The sequence below is a fragment of the Methylobacterium sp. WL19 genome, from assembly GCF_008040005.1.
GTDB classification, from domain to species: domain Bacteria; phylum Pseudomonadota; class Alphaproteobacteria; order Rhizobiales; family Beijerinckiaceae; genus Methylobacterium; species Methylobacterium bullatum.
Genome location: NZ_VRVC01000027.1, coordinates 21,777 through 43,839 on the forward strand (window position 1 = coordinate 21,777; position 22,063 = coordinate 43,839).

The following is a 22,063-nucleotide window of genomic DNA, read 5'->3' on the forward strand; positions in this document are numbered from 1 at the left end:
AGAACCGCCTTCGGGCGGTTTTTTGCGTTATCCGCCTCGACGGATCAGGCGCGGCGCCTGTTCGTCCCGATCCGCGTGGTCTCGGCGTAACGAGCCGTGGCCGAGCGCATGCGCTCTGTCCGAGAGGCGCGCATCGTCGGCTCGCAACTGACGAGAAGTTGGGTCAGGAACTCTGCGTTCGGCCTGCCATAGGCGTCACTCGCCTTGCGGGCCACCGTTTCACCGCCATCGACGACCACGAGCGTCCGCGCCGTGTCGCGGTCCCCCTCGGGGACGCCGCGTCCCGTTATGGTACGCTTTCCCGTGCCGGTTTGTGCCACCCGCTGCCCTTCCGCCTGTTACTGGCGGAAAAGCGCAATGGGTGGGCCGATGTTAACGGTTCGTCAGCACTCTCTCAGGACGCGGTCGGAGGACCCGTCGCCGATGTCGCCGGCCTACTTCTTGGCGAGGTCTTCCAGGCGATTGCGCATTTCCGCCATCTGCCGCTTCAACTCGTCGAGGTCGCTATCGGGCGCGGCCACCGGGGTCGCAGGCTGGGACGGCGTCGGCCCGGGCGCGGAGGACTTCATGCCGGAGAGCGGCCCGGTGCCGAAGGTCGTGAACATCTTCATGGCATCGCCGAAGAAGCTCATGTTGGCCCGCACCTGCTCCTCCATGGCACTCTGGAACACCTTGGGAGCGAAGCTCTGGTTCATCTTCTCGCGCAGGCCGTCCTGGTCTCGGGCGAAATTGGCCATGGAGAATTCGAGAAAGCTCGGCACCATCGTCCGCATGCTGTCGCCGTAGAAGCGGATGAGCTGGCGCAGGAAGGCCACCGGCAGCAGATTGTCGTCGCCGGCCTTGTTCTCCTGCTCGAAGATGATCTGCGTGAGCACGGAGCGGGTGATGTCGTCGCCCGAGCGGGCGTCGTAGACGAGGAAATCCTCGCCGTTCTGGACCATCGTCGAGAGGTCCTCGAGCGTGACGTAGGTCGAGGTTCCGGTATGATACAGTCGCCGGTTCGCGTATTTCTTGATGACGGTCTGCTGAGACTTACCGTTGTCCGCCATCCTCGTGGCCTTTCCCGACACGTTCATTCCAGCGCCCAATCCCTTCGAGGCCCGATGCGCCGTCCGGGTATCATTCGTATTTGCGCGTGAGCAGACCTTAAGGCTTTCGCCCGCTGACGAAAACAGCAATTTGACCCCGATCCCCGCAGAATAGTGCCACACGCCGCGCGGCGCCTCCGGTGACAAACGCCGGCCGGTCACTCGCCGACCTTCCGCACGCGCTTGACTTCACCCTGCCCAGCGCTTTCATCGCCTGAGTTGGCCTCAAGCGCGCATGCCCATCAGAGGGCTTCAACGTCGCGCCGGCCCTCAAGAGGAGAACGTCAATGGCAGCGGAAGACATCGTCATCGTCGGAGCGGCGCGGACCGCAGTGGGTTCGTTCGGAGGTGCCTTCAACACCGTCCCGGCCCATGAACTCGGCGCCGTCGCCATCAAGGCCGCCCTGGAGCGTGCCGGCGTCTCTCCCGACGACGTGGACGAAGTGATCTTCGGTCAGGTCCTCACCGCCGGCGCCGGCCAGAACCCGGCCCGCCAGGCCGCCATCAAGGCCGGTATCCCGGAGAAGGCCACCGCCTGGGGCGTCAATCAGGTCTGCGGCTCGGGCCTGCGCACGGTCGCTCTCGGCATGCAGCAGATCGCCAATGGCGACGCCACGGTCATCGTGGCCGGCGGCCAGGAATCGATGTCGCTCTCCCCCCACGCGCAGTACCTGCGCGGCGGCCAGAAGATGGGTGACGTGAAGCTCGTCGACACCATGATCAAGGACGGCCTCTGGGACGCCTTCAACGGCTACCACATGGGCACGACCGCCGAGAACGTGGCCCAGGCCTTCCAGCTCACCCGCGAGCAGCAGGACGAGTTCGCGACGAAGTCGCAGAACAAGGCCGAGGCCGCCCGCAAGGAAGGCCGCTTCAAGGACGAGATCGTCCCCGTCACCGTTCCGGGCCGCAAGGGCGACACCATCGTCGACACCGACGAGTACATCCGTGACGGCGCCACCATCGAGGCGATGGCCAAGCTCAAGCCCGCCTTCTCGAAGGACGGCACCGTGACGGCCGCCAACGCGTCCGGCCTCAACGACGGCGCTGCCGCCATCGTGCTCATGTCGGCCTCGGAAGCCGAGCGCCGGGGCATCACGCCGCTGGCCCGGATCGTGTCCTGGGCCACCGCCGGCGTCGATCCGAAGGTGATGGGCACGGGCCCGATCCCGGCCTCGCGCAAGGCGCTGGACAAGGCCGGCTGGAAGCCCTCCGACCTCGACCTGATCGAGGCCAACGAGGCCTTCGCCGCCCAGGCGCTGGCCGTGAACAAGGACATGGGTTGGGACACCGACAAGGTGAACGTCAATGGCGGCGCCATCGCCATCGGCCACCCGATCGGCGCGTCCGGCGCCCGCGTCCTCGTCACACTGCTGCACGAGCTCAAGCGTCGTGACGGCAAGAAGGGCCTCGCCACCCTCTGCATCGGCGGCGGCATGGGCGTCGCCATGTGCATCGAGCGCGTCTGAAGCCCCATCGGGCTCGATTGAATACAGTATAATTTCTGCGCTCGTGACAGATCTTCAAGGATGCCCGCAAACATTGGGGACATCGTCTTGGAGAATTCTTGAGGACGCAGCAAATTTAAATGGCATGGGCGGGCGGAGCCGATTGAGCTAAGCCCGCCCGCGCCGAGAATCTGCAAGAAATTGCATGACGCACGCCATCGAACATCAAAGAAAATTGGAGGAAGCCATGGCTCAGGAACGCATTGCCCTCGTCACGGGTGGAACGCGCGGCATCGGTGCCGCGATCTCGACGGGTCTCAAGGCCAAGGGCTACAAGGTCGCCGCCAATTACGGCGGTAACGACGAGGCGGCCAACGCCTTCAAGGCCGAGACCGGCATCCCGGTCTTCAAGTTCGACGTCGGCGATGCCGCCGCCTGCGAGGCCGGCATCAAGGCCGTCGAGGCCGAACTCGGCCCGATCGACATCCTGGTGAACAATGCCGGCATCACCCGCGACGGCGCGTTCCACAAGATGACCTTCGAGAAGTGGCAAGCGGTCATCAAGACCAACCTCGACTCGATGTTCACGGTCACCCGCCCGGTGATCGAGGGAATGCGCGCCCGCAACTTCGGCCGCATCATCCTGATCTCGTCGATCAACGGCCAGAAGGGCCAGGCCGGCCAGACCAACTACTCGGCCGCCAAGGCCGGCGTGATCGGTTTCGCCAAGGCGCTGGCCCAGGAGAGCGCCTCGAAGGGCATCACCGTCAACGTGATCGCGCCGGGCTACATCGCCACCGACATGGTGATGGCGGTGCCGGAGGACATCCGCAACAAGATCATCTCGACGATTCCCGTGGGACGCCTCGGCGAGGCCGCCGAGATCGCCCGCGCGGTGGAATACCTCGCGGCGGAAGATTCGGGCTTCATCACCGGTTCGACCCTGACGATCAACGGCGCCCAGTACATCGCCTGACGCCGCCTCGCGTCATCGACGGGAAGAAGGCCTGCCCCGGCGACGGGGCAGGCCTTCTTCGTTTTCGCAGAGCGTCCTGATTCAGTGAGCCGAACGTCAGGGAGCCTTGGGCGCCGCGGCGGGCGTGGCCGCATCGGTGCGCTCGATCTTGGCGCTCTCACGCAGCTTCAGGATGAGATCCTGTTGCGACTTGCGGGTGAGGTACTGGTCCACCTGCTCCTTCATCTCGGCGAAGGTCGGCACCGGCTTGGTGCGCCGCTCCTCGACCTTGATCACGTGCCAGCCGAACTGCGTCTTGATCGGGTCGGAGACCTGGCCGACCGGGAGCTTGAACGCGGCCTCCGCAAAGGGGGCGACCATCCTCTCCTTGGTGAACCAGCCGAGATCGCCGCCCTCGGTCTTCGAGCCGGGATCCTTCGAGACCTCCGCGGCGATCTTGGAGAAGTCCTCGCCGCCCTTGATCCGGGCCGAAATCTTCTTGGCCTCCTCCTCGTTGTCCACGAGGATGTGGCGGGCATGGGCCTCCTCCTCCGGCTTCATCGTGGTGAGGGTCTGGTCGTAGAGGGCTTTGGCGGCCTCCGGCGTCACCGCCTTCTTCGCCTCGCGCTCCAGATACTCGTCGAGGAGGAGCTTGCTCTTGAAGTAAGCGAGCTTGCGCTGGAACTCGGGCGAGTCGCCGACCTTGGCCGCCTCTGCCGCCTGCGCGCCGACCTTGAGGTCGACCATGTAGTCGATGAGCAGGTTCTTCTTCTGGGCCTCGTCGACGCCGGGCAGCGAGAGCGCCGGGTCCTCGGCGGCGATGGCGAGGTCGCCCGCGGTGACCGGCGAGCCGTTCACTTTGGCCACAACCGTCTCGGGCGGCAGCGCCGCGGCGGCCGGGGCGGGAGCCGCAGCCGGGGCAGGCGTCTGCGCCAGGGCCCGCAGCGGCAAGGCCACGGAGGCGAAGGGCAGCGCAACGGCCAGCGCCAGGGCGCCCGAGCGCCGGAGAAGGAGAGGCGACGTCATCAATGGGGATTCCTCGAACAGGTGGATGCCGCGTCCACGAAGCTCTGTCCGGCCAGGTTGGAGACGTGGCAACAGCGAGCGGCGGGACGCCGTAGGCATCTGTGGGCGAGAAGTGGCGCGGGCAAGGGCGGAAGACAAGCGCATATGGGGTTTCGGGCGAATCCGTCCGATCACGATAAAGCGGTCTTAAGCCCGCATGCGCCATCCTTTCCGGGTTTCGTGGGAGAGCGGCATGCGGACCAGCGTCATCATCACCGCCGCTTGCCTCATTCTGTCCGCCTCGATCACGACGGCGCAGGCCCGCTTCAAGGGCGGACGCTCCATCTCCGTCTCCCGCCCGGCTCCCTCCGTCACTCCCGCCCGATCGGCCGCCCTGGGTGCCGGAATCGGCGCGTCACGGCCCGTCCGCGCCATTGCGGGTGCGCCAGAGAATGATGCCACAGCGGGACACTCCGTGACCTTGCGCCCGGTCCTCCCGGTCCCCGCGCCGGCGGCGAAGGAGATCCGCACGGCCGCGTCATGGTGCGCCGACAAGCGCATCGTCGGCACCGGCGCCGGTTTCTGCGAGATCAACTGACGCCTGTATGTCCAGCGGCCGGCAGGAAGCTTGACAGCCCGCGACCGAAGATTTCTTGAGATCGCGCAGCAGGGCGTCGGGCCGCGTCAGCCTTCGCCAGTCGTGGGGATACCGGTCCTTGTCTCTCCTCTCTCATCTTTCCGCGGCGCGGCCGGATCGCCGTCGGCCGCTTCGTATCGCCCTGGTGGGCTGGGGAGCCATCGCGCGCCGCGTGACACACCTTCTCGACGCTCGGGGCAGGGACGTCGTCCTGGCCGGGGTCGAGCCCGACATGGTGATCGAAGCGGCCGGACGGGCGGCGGTCGAGCCCTGGGGCCTCGTGGCGCTCCGGTACGCCGAGAGCTTCGCCGTCTCGTCGACCAGCGCCTTCTGCGAGGCCGGTCTTCTCGACAGGCTCGTCGCCGCCGCGGAGGCGCATGGAAGCCAGATCCTCGTACCCACCGGCGCACTCGCCGCGGTCGACGCCCTCGCGGCGGCCTCGATCCTGCCGTTGGACTCGGTGACGCATCGCATCGTCAAGCCGCCCGTGGCCTGGATCGGTACCCCGGCGGAAGAATGGATCGATCTCGATGGCCTGACGGAGGCCACGACCTTCTTCGAAGGGACGGCACGGGAGGCAGCCCGGCTGTTCCCGGCCAACGCCAATGTCGCGGTCATCACGGCGCTCGCCGGCATCGGCCTCGACAGGACGCGGATCGCCCTGGTGGCGGATCCCCGCGCCACCGGCAATGGACATCGCCTCCAGGCGACGGGCGCTTTCGGGACCCTCGACATGAGCATCGAGAATCAGGCCCTGCCGGCCAATCCGAAATCCTCGGAGCTCACGGCCCTGGCTCTGGTCCGCATCATCGAGAACCAAAGAGCCGCTTTGGCGCTTTAGCAGTTCGACTGCCGTTCAAAGGCGACGACGGCGGACGCGGCCCCCTTGGCTTTCGGAGTTGAAGGCAGTCCGCCCTTTCGGATGCGTCCTACAATATTTACCTCTATAAGCCCGGCCAACTCACGCCTTCTGATATTTCGATCGACCGCAGGTTCACGATGCTCGGCGCCCTCGCTAAGAAGATATTCGGCTCGTCCAACGATCGCCGCGTCAAGGGCTATCGCCCCCGCGTCGCCGAGATCAACGCCCTGGAGCCGGAGATCTCCGCCCTGTCGGACGAGGCCCTGCGAGCCCGGACGGACATGCTGAAGGCCGAGCTCGCTGCCGGGAAGACCCTCGACGATATCCTCGTTCCCGCCTTCGCCACGGTGCGCGAGGGGGCCAAGCGCGCCCTCGGCCAGCGCCATTTCGACGTGCAGCTCATCGGCGGCATGGTCCTTCACGAGAGCGGCATCGCCGAGATGCGCACCGGCGAAGGCAAGACCCTGGTGGCGACGCTGCCGGTCTACCTGAACGCCCTGTCGGGCCTCGGCGTGCACGTGGTCACGGTGAACGACTACCTCGCTTCCCGCGATGCGGAGTGGATGGGCCGGGTCTATCGCTTCCTCGGCCTCACCGTCGGCACCATCGTCCACGGGCTCGACGATGAGCAGCGTCGGGACGCCTATGCCTGCGACATCACCTACGGCACCAACAACGAGTTCGGCTTCGACTACCTGCGCGACAACATGAAGTACGAGCTCTCGCAGCTGTCGCAGCGCGGGCACAATTTCGCGATCGTCGACGAGGTCGATTCGATCCTGATCGACGAGGCGCGCACGCCGCTCATCATCTCCGGTCCCGTGGACGACCGCTCGGAGCTCTACGTCTCCGTCGACGCGCTGATGCCCCATCTCGAGAAGGAGCATTACGACCTCGACGAGAAGCAGCGCTCGGTCTCGCTCACCGAGAGCGGCAACGAGTTCATCGAGGATCTGCTCCGCGGCGCCGACCTGCTGAAGGAGGGCGACCTCTACGACGCCCACAATGTCAGCCTCGTCCACCACGTGAACCAGGCGCTTCGCGCCCACACCCTGTTCACCCTGGACAAGGACTACATCGTCAAGAACGACGAGGTGGTGATCATCGACGAGTTCACCGGCCGCATGATGCAGGGCCGGCGCTACTCGGAGGGCCTGCATCAGGCGCTCGAAGCCAAGGAGCGGGTGACGATCCAGCCCGAGAACCAGACGCTCGCCTCGATCACCTTCCAGAACTACTTCCGGCTCTACTCCAAGCTCGCCGGCATGACCGGCACCGCCTCCACCGAGGCCGATGAATTCGCCGAGATCTACAAGCTCGAAGTCGTCGACATCCCGACCAACAAGGAGGTCGAGCGCGTCGACGAGGACGACGAGGTCTACCGGACGGTGGGCGAGAAGTACGACGGCATCATCGCCGAGATCGAGAAGGCGCATGCGCGCCATCAGCCGATCCTGGTCGGCACCGGCTCCATCGAGAAGTCGCAGCACCTGGCCGAGATGCTGACCAAGGCCGGCTTCCGCCAGCTCGACTATTCCGACCTCAATGCGCTCACCGACGTCTATGCCGCCGCCCGCGAGGGACGCGTGACGAAGACCTTCGCGGTGCTGAACGCCCGCTTCCACGAGCAGGAGGCCTATATCGTCGCCGAAGCTGGCGTGCCGGGCGCCATCACCATCGCCACCAACATGGCCGGGCGCGGCACCGACATCAAACTCGGCGGCAACCTCGAGATGCGCCTGGAGAAGGAGCTCGCCGGCCTGCCCGAAGGCGCCGAGCGGGATGCGAAGGCGGCGGCGATCAAGGCCGAGATCGAGGAGAACCGCGCCAAGGTGCTGGCCTCGGGCGAGCCGGCCGACCCGGAGGCCGGGCGCAAGAAGGCCCTGCCCGGCGGCCTCTACATCATCGGCACCGAGCGTCACGAATCGCGGCGCATCGATAACCAGCTGCGCGGCCGCTCCGGCCGACAGGGCGATCCCGGCCGCTCGAAATTCTACCTGTCCCTTCAGGACGACCTGATGCGGATCTTCGGCTCCGACCGCATGGATGGGATGCTCACCCGCCTCGGCCTGGAGAAGGGCGAGGCGATCATCCATCCCTGGATCAACAAGGCGATCGAGAAGGCGCAGCAGAAGGTCGAGGCGCGCAACTTCGACATGCGCAAAAACGTGCTCAAGTACGACAACGTCATGAACGACCAGCGGAAGGTCGTGTTCGAGCAGCGCCGCGACTTCATGGGCCAGGACAGCGTGCGCGACACCGTGGACGAGATGCGCCACGGCGTCGTCGACGATCTCGTCGCCGTCCACGTGCCCGAGAACGCCTATGCCGAACAATGGGACATCGAAGGCCTGCGCCTGCGCGTCACCGAGGTGTTGAACCTCGACGTGCCGGTGGAAGATTGGGCCAGGGAAGAGGGCATCGCCGACGAGGAGATGCGCGACCGCCTGCGCACCGCCTCCGACGAGGCCTATGCCGCCCGCACCGAGAAGAACACGCCGGAGGTGATGACGTATGTGGAGAAGCAGGTCCTGCTGCAGACCCTCGACCATCTCTGGCGCGAGCATCTCGTCACCCTCGACCACCTGCGCCAGGTGATCGGCTGGCGCGGCTTCGCCCAGCGCGACCCGCTCAACGAGTACAAGTCGGAGGCGTTCGAGCTCTTCAACGGCCTCGTCGGCGCCTTACGCGAGCAGGTGACCCAGCAGCTCGCCCGTATCGAGATCACGTACCAGGAGCAGGATTCACAAGGCGCGAACCCGTTCGCGAGCCCGGAACTGCCGTCCATGTTCGCCCAGCACCTCGATCCCGTCACCGGCGAGAACGAGATGGACTTCTCCGATCGCGGCACGGGCAGCGCCGGGGGCGGCGGACCGGCCTACGGCTACGCCGCGCAGGCGATGTCCACGGATGCGGCGGTCATCGAGCGCGACCCGAACGACGCTACCACCTGGGGCCGCGTCGGGCGCAACGAGCCTTGCCCCTGCGGCTCGGGCAAGAAGTACAAGCACTGCCACGGCACCCTGACGACCTGAAACGCAGCCATCCGGCCGGACCTGCATCCGGCCGTGGGCCATTCGAGGGGAGATCCGAATGCGGCAGACGACCTTCGGGCCGACTGGGCGGCCCGTCTCCGTCATCGGCCAGGGCACGTGGTATCTGGACGAGGCACACCGCCCGGACGCCGTCGCCGCCCTGCAGCGGGGCCTCGATCGCGGGATGAGCCATATCGACACCGCCGAGATGTATGGCGAGGCCGAACTCGTGGTGGCGGAGGCGATCGCGGGGCGACGCGACGAGGTATTCCTCGTCTCGAAGGTGCTGCCGAACCATGCCTCGGCACGCTCCGTCATCACCGCCTGCGAGCGTTCGCTGGCGCGCCTGAAGACGGACCGGCTCGACAGCTATCTCCTGCACTGGCGGGGCGGGATTCCGCTCGAGGAAACCATCGGTGCCTTCGAGGGCCTGGTCCGGCAGGGCAAGCTCCTCTCCTGGGGCGTCAGTAATTTCGACGTCCCCGATCTCGAAGACGCTCTCGCCGTAGCCGGCGAGGGCCGCATCGCCTGCAATCAGGTGCTGTATCATCTCGGGGAAAGGGCGATCGAACACGCCGTCCTTCCCTGGTGCGCGGCGCATGGCGTCGCATTGGTCGCCTACAGCCCCTTCGGCCATGACGACTTCCCCGAGCCGGACTCGGCCGGCGGACGCGTGCTCGGAGAGATTGCCGCCGAGACGGGAGCGACGCAGCGGCAGGTCGCCCTCGCGGCGCTGACGCGGTCGCCCTCCGTCCTCGCGATCCCGAAAGCCGCGCGAATCGCGCATGTGGAGGAGAACGCCGCCGCCGGCGAGCTGACGCTGACCGATGGTCAATGGCAGCGCCTCGACGATGCCTTTCCGCACGGGACCAAACCCGCGCACCTACCGATGCTCTGAGGCACGGATCGGGTTCGCCCTGGCCGGAGAGAGAAAAGCCGGGCGTGACCCTCAAGCCACAGCATCGGGAAGATGAGCGAACCTCCCGGACCGTATCCGAAAAGAAACCACATTTCCCGCCGAGCTAGACCGTCCAGGAAACGGACGGGAGCGAGACGGCATGGGGTATCCCCGATCGGCGACGACGGGACTCTACGGGGTCCTGCTGATGACGACGATGGGCCTCGGTGCCTGCAATTCCCCCACCACGACCGGCTCCCTCGGCGGCCCGGGCCTTGCGGCCAAACCCATGGCGGTGAGCGACCAAGAGCGCGACTGTCTCGGCCGCGCCATGTATTTCGAATCGAACCGCAGCGATTCCGAAGGCCTGCTCGCCGTCGGCACGGTGGTGATGAACCGCCTCGAAGCCGCCGCCTTCCCGAACGGCGGTATCTGCGCCGTCGTCGGCCAGCCCCGACAGTTCGCCACCGGCGTGCTCACCAAGCCCATGGCGGAGAAGGACCTGACCAAGGTCGCGGACGCGGCCGACGCGGTCCTGGCCGGCCAGCGCCACCCGAAGGTCGGCCGCGCCATGTACTTCCACACGGCGGGCCGCACGTTCCACTACAACAACATGCATTACGTGGCGGTGGCCGGCGGCAACGCCTTCTACGAGAAGCGCAAGCCCGGCGCCGTGGAGCAGGCCCGGCCGCCGGCCGCCCTGGCCTATGCAGCGGCCCCGACGCCGACCGCCTCGGAGGCGGCTCCGGCCGCACCGGTCCAGGCCATCGCGAATCCTGCTCCCGCCGGTGTTCCGGCGACACCTGTGGCAGCCGCCGTACCGGAAGTGACCGGCCGCCAGCCCGTCGCCGCCTCCCACGCCGCCGTGAGCCAGGGCGCGCATTCCAAAACCTCACCGAAGCCGGCAGCGGAAACCCAGGTCGCTCATGGCAACGGCCCGGCTGCCAAAGGCCGGGCTACGAAGAGCCCGGCGACGCTGGCGGCCCTTGCCCCCGAGGCGCCACCGCCGCCGCCCGTCATCAACCTGCCGAGGCCGTGACCCGGCCAGTTCAGACGGTGACCTGAGTCCCCACTTCCACGACACGGCCGGTGGGGATCTGGAAGAAGTCGGTGGCGTCGTTGGCGTTCTTGGCGAGCGTGATGAAGATCCGGTCTTGCCAGAGCGGCATACCGGAATGCGCGGCGGGGCGGATCGAACGGCGCGACAGGAAGAACGACGTCGCCATGATGTCGAACTTGAAGCCCTGCTTCTTCAGGAGCGTCAGCGTCCGCGGGATGTTGGGCTGCTCCATGTAGCCGAACTTCATCACGATCTTCGAGAAGTGCGGGCCGATCGGCTCCATGCGGATACGGTCCGCCTCGCTTGCACGGGGGGTGTCCACGGTCTCGACCGTGAGAATCACGTTCTTCTCGTGCAGCACCTTGTTGTGCTTGAGGTTGTGCAGCAGGGCCGCCGGGGCGATGGACGGGTCGCTGGTGAGGAACACCGCCGTGCCGCGCACGTGATGGGGTGGGCTCTTCTCCAGCATGCCCACGAGTTCGAGTAGCGGCACGTCTGTCTTGCGGGTCTTGTTGAACAGGATGTTCACGCCCCGCACCCAGGTCCACATCACGATGATGAGCATCCCGGCCAGCACGAGGGGCACGTAGCCGCCCTCGAACACCTTGAGCAGATTCGAGAGCAGGAACAGGAACTCGATGACGATGAACGGCATGATCGCGGCGGCGGCGGCGATCGGCGACCATTTCCACGACTTCCAGAGCACGATGAAGCCCATGCTCGCGGTCAGCAGCATCGTTCCCGTCACGGCGATGCCGTAGGCGGAGGCCAGGGCCGAGGACGACCGGAACAGGATCGCCAGGACCACGACCCCGATCAGCAACAGGATGTTCACCTGCGGCAGGAAGATCTGGCCGGAATGCGATTCCGAGGTGTGGCGGATCTCGAGGCGCGGAAGCAGGCCGAGCTGGATAGCCTGGCGCGACAGGGAGAACGCCCCGGTGATGACGGCCTGGCTCGCGGTGACGGTGGCGATGGTCGCCAGGATCACCATGGGCAGAAGGCCCCATTCGGGGACGAGCTGGTAGAACGGATCCGTCGTGTCGGGCACGTTGAGGACCAGCGCCGTCTGGCCGAGATAGTTCAGGGTCAGGCACGGGGCCACGAGGCCGAGCCACGCCACCTGGATCGGCCGGCGTCCGAAATGCCCGAGATCGGCGAACAGCGCCTCGGCGCCGGTCACCGCGAGGAAGACCGCGCCCAGCGCCACCAGGGCCCCGGTGCCGTGGCCGAGGAGGTAGTGCACCGCGTACCAGGGATTGAACGCCTGGAAGACCTCCGGCCGCGAGACGATGTGCGGCAGGGCCGCGAGCCCCAGCGCCAGGAACCAGACCACCATGATCGGGCCGAAGAAGGCCGCCACCTTGCTGGTGCCCCGGCTCTGGACCATGAACAGGGCGAAGATGATCGCCACCGTGATCGGCAGCACGTAATGCTCGAAGGCCGGGGTTACGAGCTTCAGGCCCTCCACGGCCGAGAGTACGGAGATGGCCGGCGTGATGACGGCGTCGCCGTAGAACAGAGAGGCGCCGAGCAGCCCGAGCATGAACACGATGCGCGACCCGCCCAGCGCCTTGCGGGCCAGGGCCATCAGCGAGAGGATTCCGCCCTCGCCGTTGTTGTCCATGCGCAGCAGGATGACGACGTATTTGATCGTGACGATCAGCAGGAGTGCCCAGAGGATCAGCGACGTCGTGCCGAGGACTTCCTCGGTCAGCAGGATGCCGTCCGCCCGCGCCGGGCCGAGCGCCTCACGGAAGGCGTAGAGCGGGCTGGTGCCGATGTCTCCGTAGACGACGCCGACGGAGCCGACGACCAGCGTCCAGAAGTTCGTCTTCCCATGCCCGTGATTGCCCGACCCATGCTCGCCCGACCCCGTCTCGGGATGGGCCGCGGGGCCTGGCTGAGCGCCGGGGACGCTCGGGATGGAGGTTTGCGTCATGCGCTGCGATCAGGCTTCTGCGACGGGGAAAGGAATCGAATGGGGAGGCTCGGATTTTTTGGAGCGTGACGTAGCGACGGAGACGGGCGAGCCGTGAGCGCTCCTCTGTCCCGCCTCACACGGACACGTCGCGGCCGAACCGGCGGCCGGCCCCTGAGGTACCGGTGCACGACGGCTCCCAGCGCGAAGCATGCCAAAGTCGTATCATGCGGGTGTGACGCCGAGAACGACGATCCCGTGATGTCCGGGAAGGCTTCCCCGGGAAGGCGAGCGAAGTCGCCCCGCGTGCCGGAGCAGCGCGGGGCGACGGGCGTCACGACGGACGGGCTCACTCGGCGGCGGTGCGGGCGCCCTGGCCGAAACGGCGCTCGATATAGTCGATCACCACCGTCTCGAAATCCTTGGCCAGCGTGGCGCCGCGCAGGGTCATTGCCTTCTTGCCGTCGATGAAGACCGGTGCGGTGGGGGTCTCGCCGGTGCCGGGCAGCGAGATGCCGATATCGGCATGCTTCGATTCGCCGGGTCCGTTGACGATGCAGCCCATCACCGCAACGTTCAGGCCCTCGACTCCCGGATAGGTCTTCTTCCATTCCGGCATCGAGGTGACGATCCAGTTCTGGATGTCGCGGGCGAGTTCCTGGAACGTGGTCGAGGTGGTGCGGCCGCAGCCGGGACAGGCGGCCACCATCGGCACGAAGGTACGGAAGCCCATGGTCTGCAGGAGTTCCTGCGAGGCCTTGACCTCCACGGTGCGGTCGCCGCCGGGCATCGGGGTCAGCGAATAGCGGATCGTGTCGCCGATGCCTTCCTGGAGCAGCACGCCGATGGCTGCCGAGGCCGCGACCAGACCCTTCGAGCCCATGCCGGCCTCGGTGAGGCCGAGGTGGATCGCGTAGTCCGAGCGCCTGGCGACCTCGCGGTAGACCGCGATCAGATCCTGCACCGCCGAGACCTTGGCCGAGAGGATGATCCGGTTCTTGGGAAGGCCGAGTTCCTCGGCGCGCTGGGCCGAGGACAGGGCCGAGCGCACCATGGCCTCGCGCATCACGGCGCGGGCATCGATGGGACGCGCGGACCGGGCGTTCTCGTCCATCAGGTGGGTGAGCAGGGCCTCGTCCAGCGAGCCCCAATTGGCGCCGATGCGGATGGTCTTGCCGTAGCGGATCGCCTGCTCGACGATGGTCGAGAACTGCGTGTCCTTCTTCTCCTTGAAGCCGACATTGCCCGGATTGATCCGGTACTTGGCCAGGGCCTCGGCGCAGGCCGGGTGATCGGAGAGAAGCTTGTGGCCGATATAATGGAAGTCGCCCACCAGGGGCACATGGACGCCGATGCGGGCCAGACGGTCGCGGATCTTCGGGACCGCGGCGGCCGCCTCGTCGCGGTCGACGGTGATGCGCACGAGTTCGGAGCCGGCCCGCGACAGGGCGGCGACCTGCGCCACGGTGGCATCGATGTCGGCCGTGTCGGTGTTGGTCATCGACTGGACGACGACCGGGGCGCCTCCGCCGACGGTGACGGCCCCCTCGCCCTCACCCACCGTGACCCCCACCGTGCGGTGACGCGGCGTCGGACCGGCGATCTCCGGGCCGGTAATCGAAATGCCGGGGCCGAACGGATCGGCGGAAGTGGCTTCCATCATGGCGTCCATCGCTGACCTTGCTTATGGCCTGGCCTGCCCTGCCCTGAAGCGAGCGCCCGGCCATGGTCGTCTGGTATCGAATCCTGCCGATCCTTTGCGAAGATCGGGTGAAGGGTCCGGTTATCTAGACCCCTGCCGGTTAGCTGAGATGGCGCGCCGCATGCGTCAAGCCCGCTTACCGCATGGTGAAACCAGGGGGCAGGACGGACCACGCGCAACACGTTGGCTCAGCGTCGGCTGACATGTCTTATCCCATGGGCGATGTCGAGGGAATTGGCGCAGTGCGACATGTCCGCCACAGGAACGGCCCAAGCGGAACCGATCCATGCAGCCACCGTTTTGCTGCCCTGCGACCTTTGATGCTGCAATGCAGTATGCCCATGCGCACTTTATCGATGCGTCTGTGCAATTCTGCCACGTGGAGCTGACGATGCTCGATTCCCAACAGCCTGCCCCGGTCGATTCGCCCTCTACCGATAGGGAAGTGGCGCCGCCGCGCCCCGCCTCGCGCCCGCCCGTCAGCCTGGCCGGTCCGAATGCCGAGAAGACCGTCGCGCTGGCCCTGCAGGGCGGCGGCGCCCACGGCGCCTTCACCTGGGGCGTGCTCGATGCCCTGATCGAGGATGGCCGCCTCGCCTTCGAGGCCGTCACCGGTGCCAGTGCCGGGGCGATGAACGCGGTCGTGATGGTCGATGGCTGGATCGCCGGAGGGCCGGAGGGCGCCCGCGCCGCCCTCGACCGGTTCTGGCGCGAGGCGAGCCTCGACGGTGACCTGTGGCCGGCCCAGCGCGGCGTGTTCGACCGGCTCTTCGACTTCTGGAACGAGAACCCGGTTCTGGACTTCTGGACGCGGGCGCTCAGGACCAGCCCCTACGTCTCCAACCCGCTCAACGTGAACCCGCTGCGCAAGGCCCTGGCCAAGCACGTGGATTTCGAACGTCTCCGGACGGCGGAGACCGCCGGGATCTATGTTTCGGCCACCAATGTCTGGACCGGCAAGCTCGCCGTCTTCGAGCGGGATTCCCTCAGCATCGACCATCTGATGGCCTCGGCCTGCCTGCCGACGGTGTTCCAGGCGGTGGAGATCGACGGCGTGCCCTATTGGGACGGTGGCTATCTCGGCAACCCGCCGATCTACCCGCTCTTCCACGGTGCCCGGACCCGCGACGTGGTGCTGGTTCAGATCAATCCGGTGGAACGCCGCGAGACCCCTCGCTCGCGCGAGGAGATCCAGGACCGGCTCAACGAGATCACCTTCAACGCCAACCTGATGCGGGAACTGCGCGCCATCGATTTCGTCGACGGGCTGATCGAGGACGGCGTGCTCGGCCGCAACGACTACCATCGCATGCTGGTCCATCGCATCGATGGGACTGGGGCCCTCGACGATTACAAGGCCTCCTCGCGGATGGATGCCCGGATGCGCGTGTTCGAAGGGCTGCGCGACAAGGGCCGCGCGGCGGCGCAGGCTTGGCTCGCCGAGCATTACGAGGGCATCGGACGAACCTGCACGCTCAATCTCAAGGCGACCTATCAATAGGGTTCCGGCCGGCCGGATTAGTCGGCCGGGCTCGCGCGTTAACTGAGCATGACGGCCGAACCCACCCAGACCGCCTCCGCTTCCTCCATCGTCGACCTGCTGGTCCCGCTGCGACGCTATGCGCGTTCGCTGACGCGCGACGCACTGAAGGCCGACGACCTCGTCCACGATACCCTCGTCCGCGCGCTGGAATCCGGTCTCTCCGTGAGGCCGAACACCAACCTGCGGACCTGGATGATGACGGTGCTGCACAACGTCTTCATCGACGACCAGCGCCGCAAGCGGGTGGAAGCCCGCCATGCCGAAGCCCTCGTCCAGATGGGCGACGAGAGCGTGCCGCCCGCGCAGGAGGGACAGGTGCGTCTCGCCCAGATCCGTCAGGCCTTCCTGACCCTGCCGGAGGAGCAGCGCGCCGCGCTCCACCTCGTGACCCTCGAAGGCATGGCCTATGCGGATGCCGCGGCCGTGCTCGGAATTCCCATCGGCACGCTGATGTCCCGCCTCGGTCGCGGTCGCGCCGCCCTGCGCGCCTTCGAGGAAGGCCAGACCGGCCGCGGCCGCTCCGAATCCTCGCCGGGTTCGGGGACGGCCAGACCCGAACGACCGCATCTGCGCCTCGTCAGCGACTGGAACGGCCAGGATTCCCGGCAGGACGTCCGGCTCGCGTCGAAAGCCATTGGCGGCTCGTAACCGCACAGAATTCGAGGGTACTCGGCTCCTCCGAGTACCAGGACTGTATGGAAGCATCGCCGTTTCCGATCGTTGAACTGGATACGACCGTCATGATCGACCCGATCACCGACAGTGACCTCGCCGCCTTCGTCGACGGCCAACTCGACGTCATGCGCCGGCTCGAGGTGGAAGCTCATCTCGCCCGCACGCCGGAGGCGGCGGCGCGGGTGATGGCCGAGATGCATGACAGGGACGCCCTGCGCCAGGCCTTCGCGCAACTGCCGGGACCGGGACCGGAGCGCAACCGCGCGGCGGCCCGCCGCCTCGACCGGTCCATGGCCTGGCGGCGCGTGGGCGAGCGGCTCAAGCGGGCGGCGGTGATCGTGCTTCTCGTGGGTGCCGGCTGGATCGCGCATTCGGACACCGGCGTGTTCGGCGTGCCCGACACCTTCGCCGCCCCGGTGGATCCGGCCCTGGTCGCCGATGCGCGCCAGGCGAGAGAGGTAGCCCAGATCCGCGCCCGCCTCGGCTCGCCCGCCTCGCCGAGCTACGACAAGGCCGGCATCTCCGGTGCCACCGGCATCGTCCTGCCGGACCTGCCGGGGGATTGGTCCGTGCGCGACGTCCAGATCGTGCCCGCGCGTCACGGGGCCGGGGTCGAGGTCATGATCGACGCCCCCGATCTCGGCGAGATCTCCCTGTTCGCGGCACGGGGCACCAACGAGGCGGCCTTCACCGGAGAGGTGACGAGCCCGGGCGACGGCGAGACCGTCTACTGGACGGCGGGTCGCTCGGTCTATGCGCTCAGCGGCAACGGCCACCAGGATGCGCTGCAAGAGGCGGCGCGGCGCCTCGCCTCGATCGATCCCGCCAAGCGCTGATCCGCCGGATGGCGCGGCCCGGCCGTCGCGCGTCGGATCTCAGCCGATCATCGACGGAACTCGGTCGTTCGCGATGAGCGTGCGCGCCTCGGCCGCATCCACATCCATCCTGGCGATCAACGCCTCGGCGCCGGAGAAACGTTCCTCGCCGCGGATGTAGCCGAGGAACTCCACGGCGATGGTCCGGCCGTAGAGATCGCCCGAGAAACCGAACAGGTTGACCTCGAGCAAGGGCGCGCCGTCGTCGAAGGTCGGACGACGGCCATAGCTCGCCACGCCGTCCCGCACCGTTCCATCGGGCAACCCGATGCGGACGGCATAGATGCCGTGAGAGAGGGCACAATCGGGCAAAGCCACATTCGCCGTGGGATAGCCCAGCGTCCGACCGCGCTTGTCGCCGTGCCGGACTTCTCCGCAGACAAACCAGCGGTAGCCGAGAAGCCGGTTCGCGCGAACGACGTCGCCCTGTCGCAGTGCTTCCCGGATCGCGCTCGACGAGACGGGAGCCTCGCCCTCCCCGATCGAGACCGGGGGGATGATCCGGCATGCCAGGGAGGCTTCGGCGCAGAGCCGGGCCAGCACCTCCGGCGTTCCCTCGCGTCCCCGCCCGAAATGGAAGTCGTGGCCGATCACGACGCCGGTGAGGCCGAGATCGCGCACGAGCAGGCCGTGGACGAACTCGGCGGCAGTGGTCCCCGCCATGAGAGCGTCGAAACGGCGCACGATCAGGCCGTCGAGGCCGAGGCGGGCGAAGACGATTTCCTTGGCAGCCGATCCCGTCAACCGGAACATCGGCAGGTCGGGGGCGAAATAGGCGCGCGGATGCGGTTCGAAGGTCAGCATCACCGCCGGCACGCCGCGCCGGTCGGCCTCCTCGCGGACGGCTTCCACGAGAGCGCCGTGGCCCCGGTGAACGCCATCGAAATTGCCGATCGCCGCGATGGCGCCGGCAAGGGCCGCCGGCACCGCTTCGTCCTCGCGGCAGATCGTGAAGGGCCGCCCCGACGGGGAGGCGGCTCCGGGGCGCACGGAAGGATCGTCGGCTGGCGCCATCGGGTTCAAATGGTCTCGAAGAAGCTGCGGCCGAAGCGGCGACCGTGGGGGATTCCGCGCGGGAACCTGTCGAAAAGCCGGAGGGGGGTCAAGGGAAGCGGCCGCCCGATCGACGGAGGATGCGCGATCCCTTGCGCAGTTAACCGCTTCGCAATGCTGGGCGAGGTACTTTCACGAACGAGAGGCGGCGCGAGGCGGCGCTTCCCCCAATTTTTTGCCACTTTCTCCGGTTCGCGGCATGCCGCACCGGCCCTGCACCGACGGAGCACCCCGACCCATGGCCCTCGATCTCGGCATGCCGATCCTCGTCGTGGACGATTATCAGACGATGGTCCGCATCATCCGCAACCTGCTCAAGCAGCTCGGCTTCGAAGAGGTCGACGATGCCTCTGACGGAACCGCCGCCCTCGCCCGGCTGAAGAACCGCAAATACGGCCTCGTGATTTCCGATTGGAACATGGAGCCCATGACCGGTTACGAGTTGCTGCGCCACGTGCGTGCCGACGAGGCCCTGCGCACCACGCCGTTCATCATGGTCACCGCCGAATCGAAGACCGAGAACGTGATCGCGGCCAAGAAGGCCGGCGTGAACAACTACATCGTCAAGCCCTTCAATGCGGCGACGCTGAAAAGCAAGATCGAGGCTGTTTGCGGCGCTTGAGCCGCAGACCCGATCTCTTTCTTCGGCGACTCACAGCATCGTGGAGCAACAAGCGATGGCCATGGCGGAAAAGTCACGGAAGGCCAGCCCTGACCCGGCATCGACGCGACCGTCGCTGATCCGGGAGCTGGTCGAGATCGCCGACTACATCGCGCATGTCCGCAGGGAGATCGCGGCCCTGCGGGCAAACGAGCTCACCCGTGACCGTCTGCCGATGGCGCATGAGGAGCTCGGCAGCGTCGTCGAGGCGACGGCGGGGGCGACGAACTCCATCATGAATGCGGCCGAGGAAATCCTCAGCCTGCCCAACGACAAGAACTACCGCGCCGCCGTCGAGGCACGGATGAACGACATCTTCGAGGCGTGCACGTTCCAGGACATCACGGGCCAGCGGATCGCCAAGGTGAGCGAATCCCTGCGCCAGCTCGAAAGCCGCCTCACGCGTTTTGCCGCCGCGGTGAAGGCGAAGGATGAGGGTGGCGTCGACCCGGCCGAGGTGGAGCGCCGGGTGCGAGCCGAGCTCCTCCTCCTCAACGGACCACAGATCAAAGGGCCCGCCACCGCCCAGGACGAGATCGACGCCCTGTTCTCCTGATCGGCGGGTCTCGCCGCTTGGGGCCGATGAGATCCGGGGCCGATGAGATCCGGGAACGCTACCAGATCAGCCGCTCGATGACGGCATCCGGGCGAACATCCTGCCGAGCAAGCCATTCGGACACCTCGCCGAGCGTGTCGTGCTCGGCGAGAACGCCGAGTTCCTCTGCGTGGATGCCTCGCGCCACCAGAAGGTTCGGGATGCCGTAGGCCGCCGCCCCTGCGATGTCAGTGCGCAGGGCGTCGCCGACGGCGAGGACGCGGGCGACGTCCGGCGCGGAGCCACCGTCGAGCTCCGCCGCCATGGCGAGCGCCGCCTCGTAGACGGGGCGGTACGGCTTGCCGGCATAGGTCACCGCGCCGCCGATCTCCGCATAGGCCTGCGCGATCAGACCGGCGCAGGGGATGAGCTTCTTCTCGCGCTCGACCACCAGATCGGGATTGGCGCAGATCATCGGCACGTCCCGCGCCCGGAACCCGGCCAGCGTCTCACGGTAATCCTCCGCCGTCTCGGTCGTGTCGTCGAACAGGCCGGTGCAGACCACGCGATCCGCCTCCCCGGCCGCCACGAGGTGGATGTCGAGGCCATCGAAGATCGTGGCATCGCGTTCCGGCCCGAGATGGTGGATGCGCTCGCCCGGATGCTCGGCGATCAGCCGCCGGGTCAGGTCGCCGGAGGTGAGGATGGCATCGTAGGCCTCCCGCGGCACGCCGTAGCCGTCGAGGATGGTCCGGACGCCGGCCCAGGGGCGGGGCGCGTTAGAGACGAGGATGACGCGCCGCCGGCGACCGTCCTCGGGCAGGGTGCGGAATCGGATCAGCGCCTCGCCCGCCCCCGCATGGGCCCGCGTCCCGTCATGCAGGACACCCCAGACGTCGCACAGGATGAGGTCGTAGCGCTCGGCGACGGCGGAAAGCCCGCCCAGAATCGGAACCGCAGCCGAGGATGCGGCGCGCGCGATCGTTTCGCTCATGAATCTGGCCTGACTGGCAAGGTATCGGGGGCATCGAGAATGGCTGACCGGTTAGGCCGCCCACGCCCTGAAATCAACGCAGCACTATCGACGCGCCGGGGTCCGGGCGAGTCTGCTTCAGCCGGCGCGGCGCAGGAAATCGCGGAACGGCCGACGCTGCGGCGGCGGTTCCGGATCGTCGCCGCCGGGTTCTCGGGACGGAGGCGGCGCCGGGGATGGCGCGGCCTGTGGCGGAGCGGCGGCGAGAACTTCGGCCCGCACGGCCCGCGCCGGAGCGAAGACGGTGCCTTGCGCCAGCGGCACGTCGAGATCGATGAGATCCGGCACGTCGCTCTCGCGTTCCACCGACTCCGCGACGAGCCGGATGCCGGCCCGGGACAGGGAGGCGACGAGATCGTCGAGGGCGATATCGGGCATGGCCTGGCGGGAATCGGGACGCAGCAGGAGATCGGCGGGGACCTTGACCTGGCTGACGCCCCGGTCGGCCAGGGCCAGCGGATCGAGGCGCAGGTCCACGGGACGGTCCAGGGCGAAGCCGACACGACCGCGCAGTTCCGCCAGCGCGCCCGCCTGCTCGGCGTCCAGGCTGCGCCAGCTCGACTGGGGCAGCGCGATCACGAGGCGTCCCGACAGGCCGGGCTCGCCGACGAGCAGCCGAGGCAGCGTGCGCAGGAAGCCGGGCTCGAACAGGGAATGCGGCGACAGGGCGTAGGTCACCGCGGCCTGACTGCCGCGCCCGCTGAGATGGCGTGCCACGGTGGCGACCAGGGGAAGCATGCGTCGATCGAGCTCGGTCGTCCGCCCATGGCGTTCGAGGACCGGCAGGAACAGTTCCGGCTTGAGGATGTCGGCGCCGAGGCGCAGGCGCGCCAGTGCCTCGTAGGACACGACCTTGCGCTGGGGCAGGGAGACGATGGGCTGGAGATGGACCTCGAGCCCGTCGCCGTCGAAGGCCGCGACCATGACCGCATCGTGGCTCCGGTCCGGCCGCGCCCGGTCCGTGACGGGCTCGGACCGCTCGAGCGGCGGCCAGGCTCGGGGCACCCAGGGGGTCCCGCCCATCTCGTTGCGGAATGCCGGGGAAGGCGGCGGGACGACGGGGGCATCGAGGACGGG

20 protein-coding genes are annotated in these 22,063 nt (G+C 67.5%); 12 read left to right on the plus strand and 8 right to left on the minus strand.

The window, feature by feature from the left end; all coding sequences use genetic code 11:
- Nucleotides 1-44: 44 nt before the first annotated feature.
- Nucleotides 45-320, minus strand: a complete 276-nt coding sequence (locus tag FV220_RS07780) for a hypothetical protein (protein WP_056143693.1) — start codon at nt 318-320, stop codon at nt 45-47.
- Nucleotides 321-434: 114 nt separating this feature from the next.
- Nucleotides 435-1,049, minus strand: coding sequence for a polyhydroxyalkanoate synthesis repressor PhaR (phaR, locus tag FV220_RS07785; RefSeq protein ID WP_056143801.1), 615 nt, complete (start codon nt 1,047-1,049; stop codon nt 435-437).
- Between the two features lie 326 nt (nt 1,050-1,375).
- Between phaR and FV220_RS07790 the strand changes: the two genes are divergently transcribed.
- Nucleotides 1,376-2,557, plus strand: a complete 1,182-nt coding sequence (locus FV220_RS07790) for an acetyl-CoA C-acetyltransferase (protein WP_056143698.1) — start codon at nt 1,376-1,378, stop codon at nt 2,555-2,557.
- 226 nt (nt 2,558-2,783) lie between these two features.
- On the plus strand, nt 2,784-3,512 hold the full coding sequence (phbB, locus tag FV220_RS07795) for an acetoacetyl-CoA reductase (protein WP_026176322.1): 729 nt from the start codon (nt 2,784-2,786) through the stop codon (nt 3,510-3,512).
- Between the two features lie 96 nt (nt 3,513-3,608).
- Here phbB and FV220_RS07800 read toward each other — a convergent pair whose 3' ends face one another.
- Nucleotides 3,609-4,517 (minus strand): peptidylprolyl isomerase, encoded by a 909-nt coding sequence (locus tag FV220_RS07800; protein WP_056249164.1) that lies wholly within the window; start codon nt 4,515-4,517, stop codon nt 3,609-3,611.
- 232 nt (nt 4,518-4,749) lie between these two features.
- On the opposite strand from FV220_RS07800, the gene FV220_RS07805 reads away from it, so the two are divergent.
- The 5 genes from FV220_RS07805 to FV220_RS07825 all read left to right on the plus strand — a co-directional run bounded on the left by FV220_RS07805 (nt 4,750) and on the right by FV220_RS07825 (nt 10,967).
- A complete protein-coding gene (locus FV220_RS07805; protein WP_147830536.1) occupies nt 4,750-5,094 on the plus strand; it encodes a hypothetical protein in 345 nt (114 codons plus the stop codon).
- Between the two features lie 118 nt (nt 5,095-5,212).
- Nucleotides 5,213-5,974: an aspartate dehydrogenase gene (locus FV220_RS07810; protein ID WP_147830538.1), complete on the plus strand. Its 762-nt coding sequence runs from the start codon at nt 5,213-5,215 to the stop codon at nt 5,972-5,974.
- A 158-nt stretch (nt 5,975-6,132) separates the two neighbouring features.
- Nucleotides 6,133-9,030 carry a preprotein translocase subunit SecA gene (secA, locus tag FV220_RS07815; RefSeq protein ID WP_056143710.1) on the plus strand — a complete coding sequence of 966 codons (2,898 nt, stop codon included), beginning with the start codon at nt 6,133-6,135 and terminating at the stop codon, nt 9,028-9,030.
- Nucleotides 9,031-9,088: 58 nt separating this feature from the next.
- Nucleotides 9,089-9,928 (plus strand): aldo/keto reductase, encoded by an 840-nt coding sequence (locus FV220_RS07820; RefSeq protein ID WP_147830540.1) that lies wholly within the window; start codon nt 9,089-9,091, stop codon nt 9,926-9,928.
- 160 nt (nt 9,929-10,088) lie between these two features.
- Nucleotides 10,089-10,967, plus strand: coding sequence for a cell wall hydrolase (locus tag FV220_RS07825; protein ID WP_147830542.1), 879 nt, complete (start codon nt 10,089-10,091; stop codon nt 10,965-10,967).
- A gap of 10 nt (nt 10,968-10,977) precedes the next feature.
- Here FV220_RS07825 and FV220_RS07830 read toward each other — a convergent pair whose 3' ends face one another.
- Together FV220_RS07830 and ispG are read right to left on the minus strand one after the other, a co-directional pair.
- Nucleotides 10,978-12,930 carry a potassium transporter Kup gene (locus tag FV220_RS07830; RefSeq protein ID WP_056143720.1) on the minus strand — a complete coding sequence of 651 codons (1,953 nt, stop codon included), beginning with the start codon at nt 12,928-12,930 and terminating at the stop codon, nt 10,978-10,980.
- A gap of 328 nt (nt 12,931-13,258) precedes the next feature.
- Complete coding sequence (ispG, locus tag FV220_RS07835) at nt 13,259-14,572, minus strand: flavodoxin-dependent (E)-4-hydroxy-3-methylbut-2-enyl-diphosphate synthase (RefSeq protein ID WP_187273356.1); 1,314 nt, start codon at nt 14,570-14,572, stop codon at nt 13,259-13,261.
- Between the two features lie 430 nt (nt 14,573-15,002).
- On the opposite strand from ispG, the gene FV220_RS07840 reads away from it, so the two are divergent.
- The 3 genes from FV220_RS07840 (at nt 15,003) to FV220_RS07850 (ending at nt 17,665) form a co-directional block, all read left to right on the plus strand.
- Nucleotides 15,003-16,112, plus strand: a complete 1,110-nt coding sequence (locus FV220_RS07840; protein WP_238254225.1) for a patatin-like phospholipase family protein — start codon at nt 15,003-15,005, stop codon at nt 16,110-16,112.
- Between the two features lie 48 nt (nt 16,113-16,160).
- On the plus strand, nt 16,161-16,802 hold the full coding sequence (locus tag FV220_RS07845; RefSeq protein WP_056160596.1) for a sigma-70 family RNA polymerase sigma factor: 642 nt from the start codon (nt 16,161-16,163) through the stop codon (nt 16,800-16,802).
- Between the two features lie 92 nt (nt 16,803-16,894).
- Nucleotides 16,895-17,665 (plus strand): anti-sigma factor, encoded by a 771-nt coding sequence (locus FV220_RS07850; protein WP_043765038.1) that lies wholly within the window; start codon nt 16,895-16,897, stop codon nt 17,663-17,665.
- A gap of 39 nt (nt 17,666-17,704) precedes the next feature.
- Here the strand turns inward: FV220_RS07850 and FV220_RS07855 are convergent, their stop codons facing one another.
- Nucleotides 17,705-18,718 carry a bifunctional riboflavin kinase/FAD synthetase gene (locus tag FV220_RS07855; protein WP_147830543.1) on the minus strand — a complete coding sequence of 338 codons (1,014 nt, stop codon included), beginning with the start codon at nt 18,716-18,718 and terminating at the stop codon, nt 17,705-17,707.
- Nucleotides 18,719-18,995: 277 nt separating this feature from the next.
- Here FV220_RS07855 and FV220_RS07860 point away from each other — a divergent pair, with 277 nt between their 5' ends.
- On the plus strand, nt 18,996-19,379 hold the full coding sequence (locus tag FV220_RS07860) for a response regulator (protein WP_018046001.1): 384 nt from the start codon (nt 18,996-18,998) through the stop codon (nt 19,377-19,379).
- A gap of 61 nt (nt 19,380-19,440) precedes the next feature.
- The gene (locus FV220_RS07865; RefSeq protein ID WP_051074447.1) at nt 19,441-19,974 is read left to right on the plus strand and encodes a protein phosphatase CheZ; all 534 of its coding nucleotides are present in this window, start codon (nt 19,441-19,443) and stop codon (nt 19,972-19,974) included.
- 58 nt (nt 19,975-20,032) lie between these two features.
- On the opposite strand, the gene FV220_RS07870 is transcribed toward FV220_RS07865, so the two are convergent.
- Together FV220_RS07870 and FV220_RS07875 are read right to left on the minus strand one after the other, a co-directional pair.
- Entirely contained in the window at nt 20,033-20,947 is a 915-nt protein-coding gene (locus tag FV220_RS07870; RefSeq protein WP_147830545.1) for a TIGR01459 family HAD-type hydrolase, read from the minus strand.
- Between the two features lie 117 nt (nt 20,948-21,064).
- Nucleotides 21,065-22,063: EAL domain-containing protein (locus FV220_RS07875; protein ID WP_246689408.1), on the minus strand; the 999-nt coding region annotated here is incomplete at its 5' end.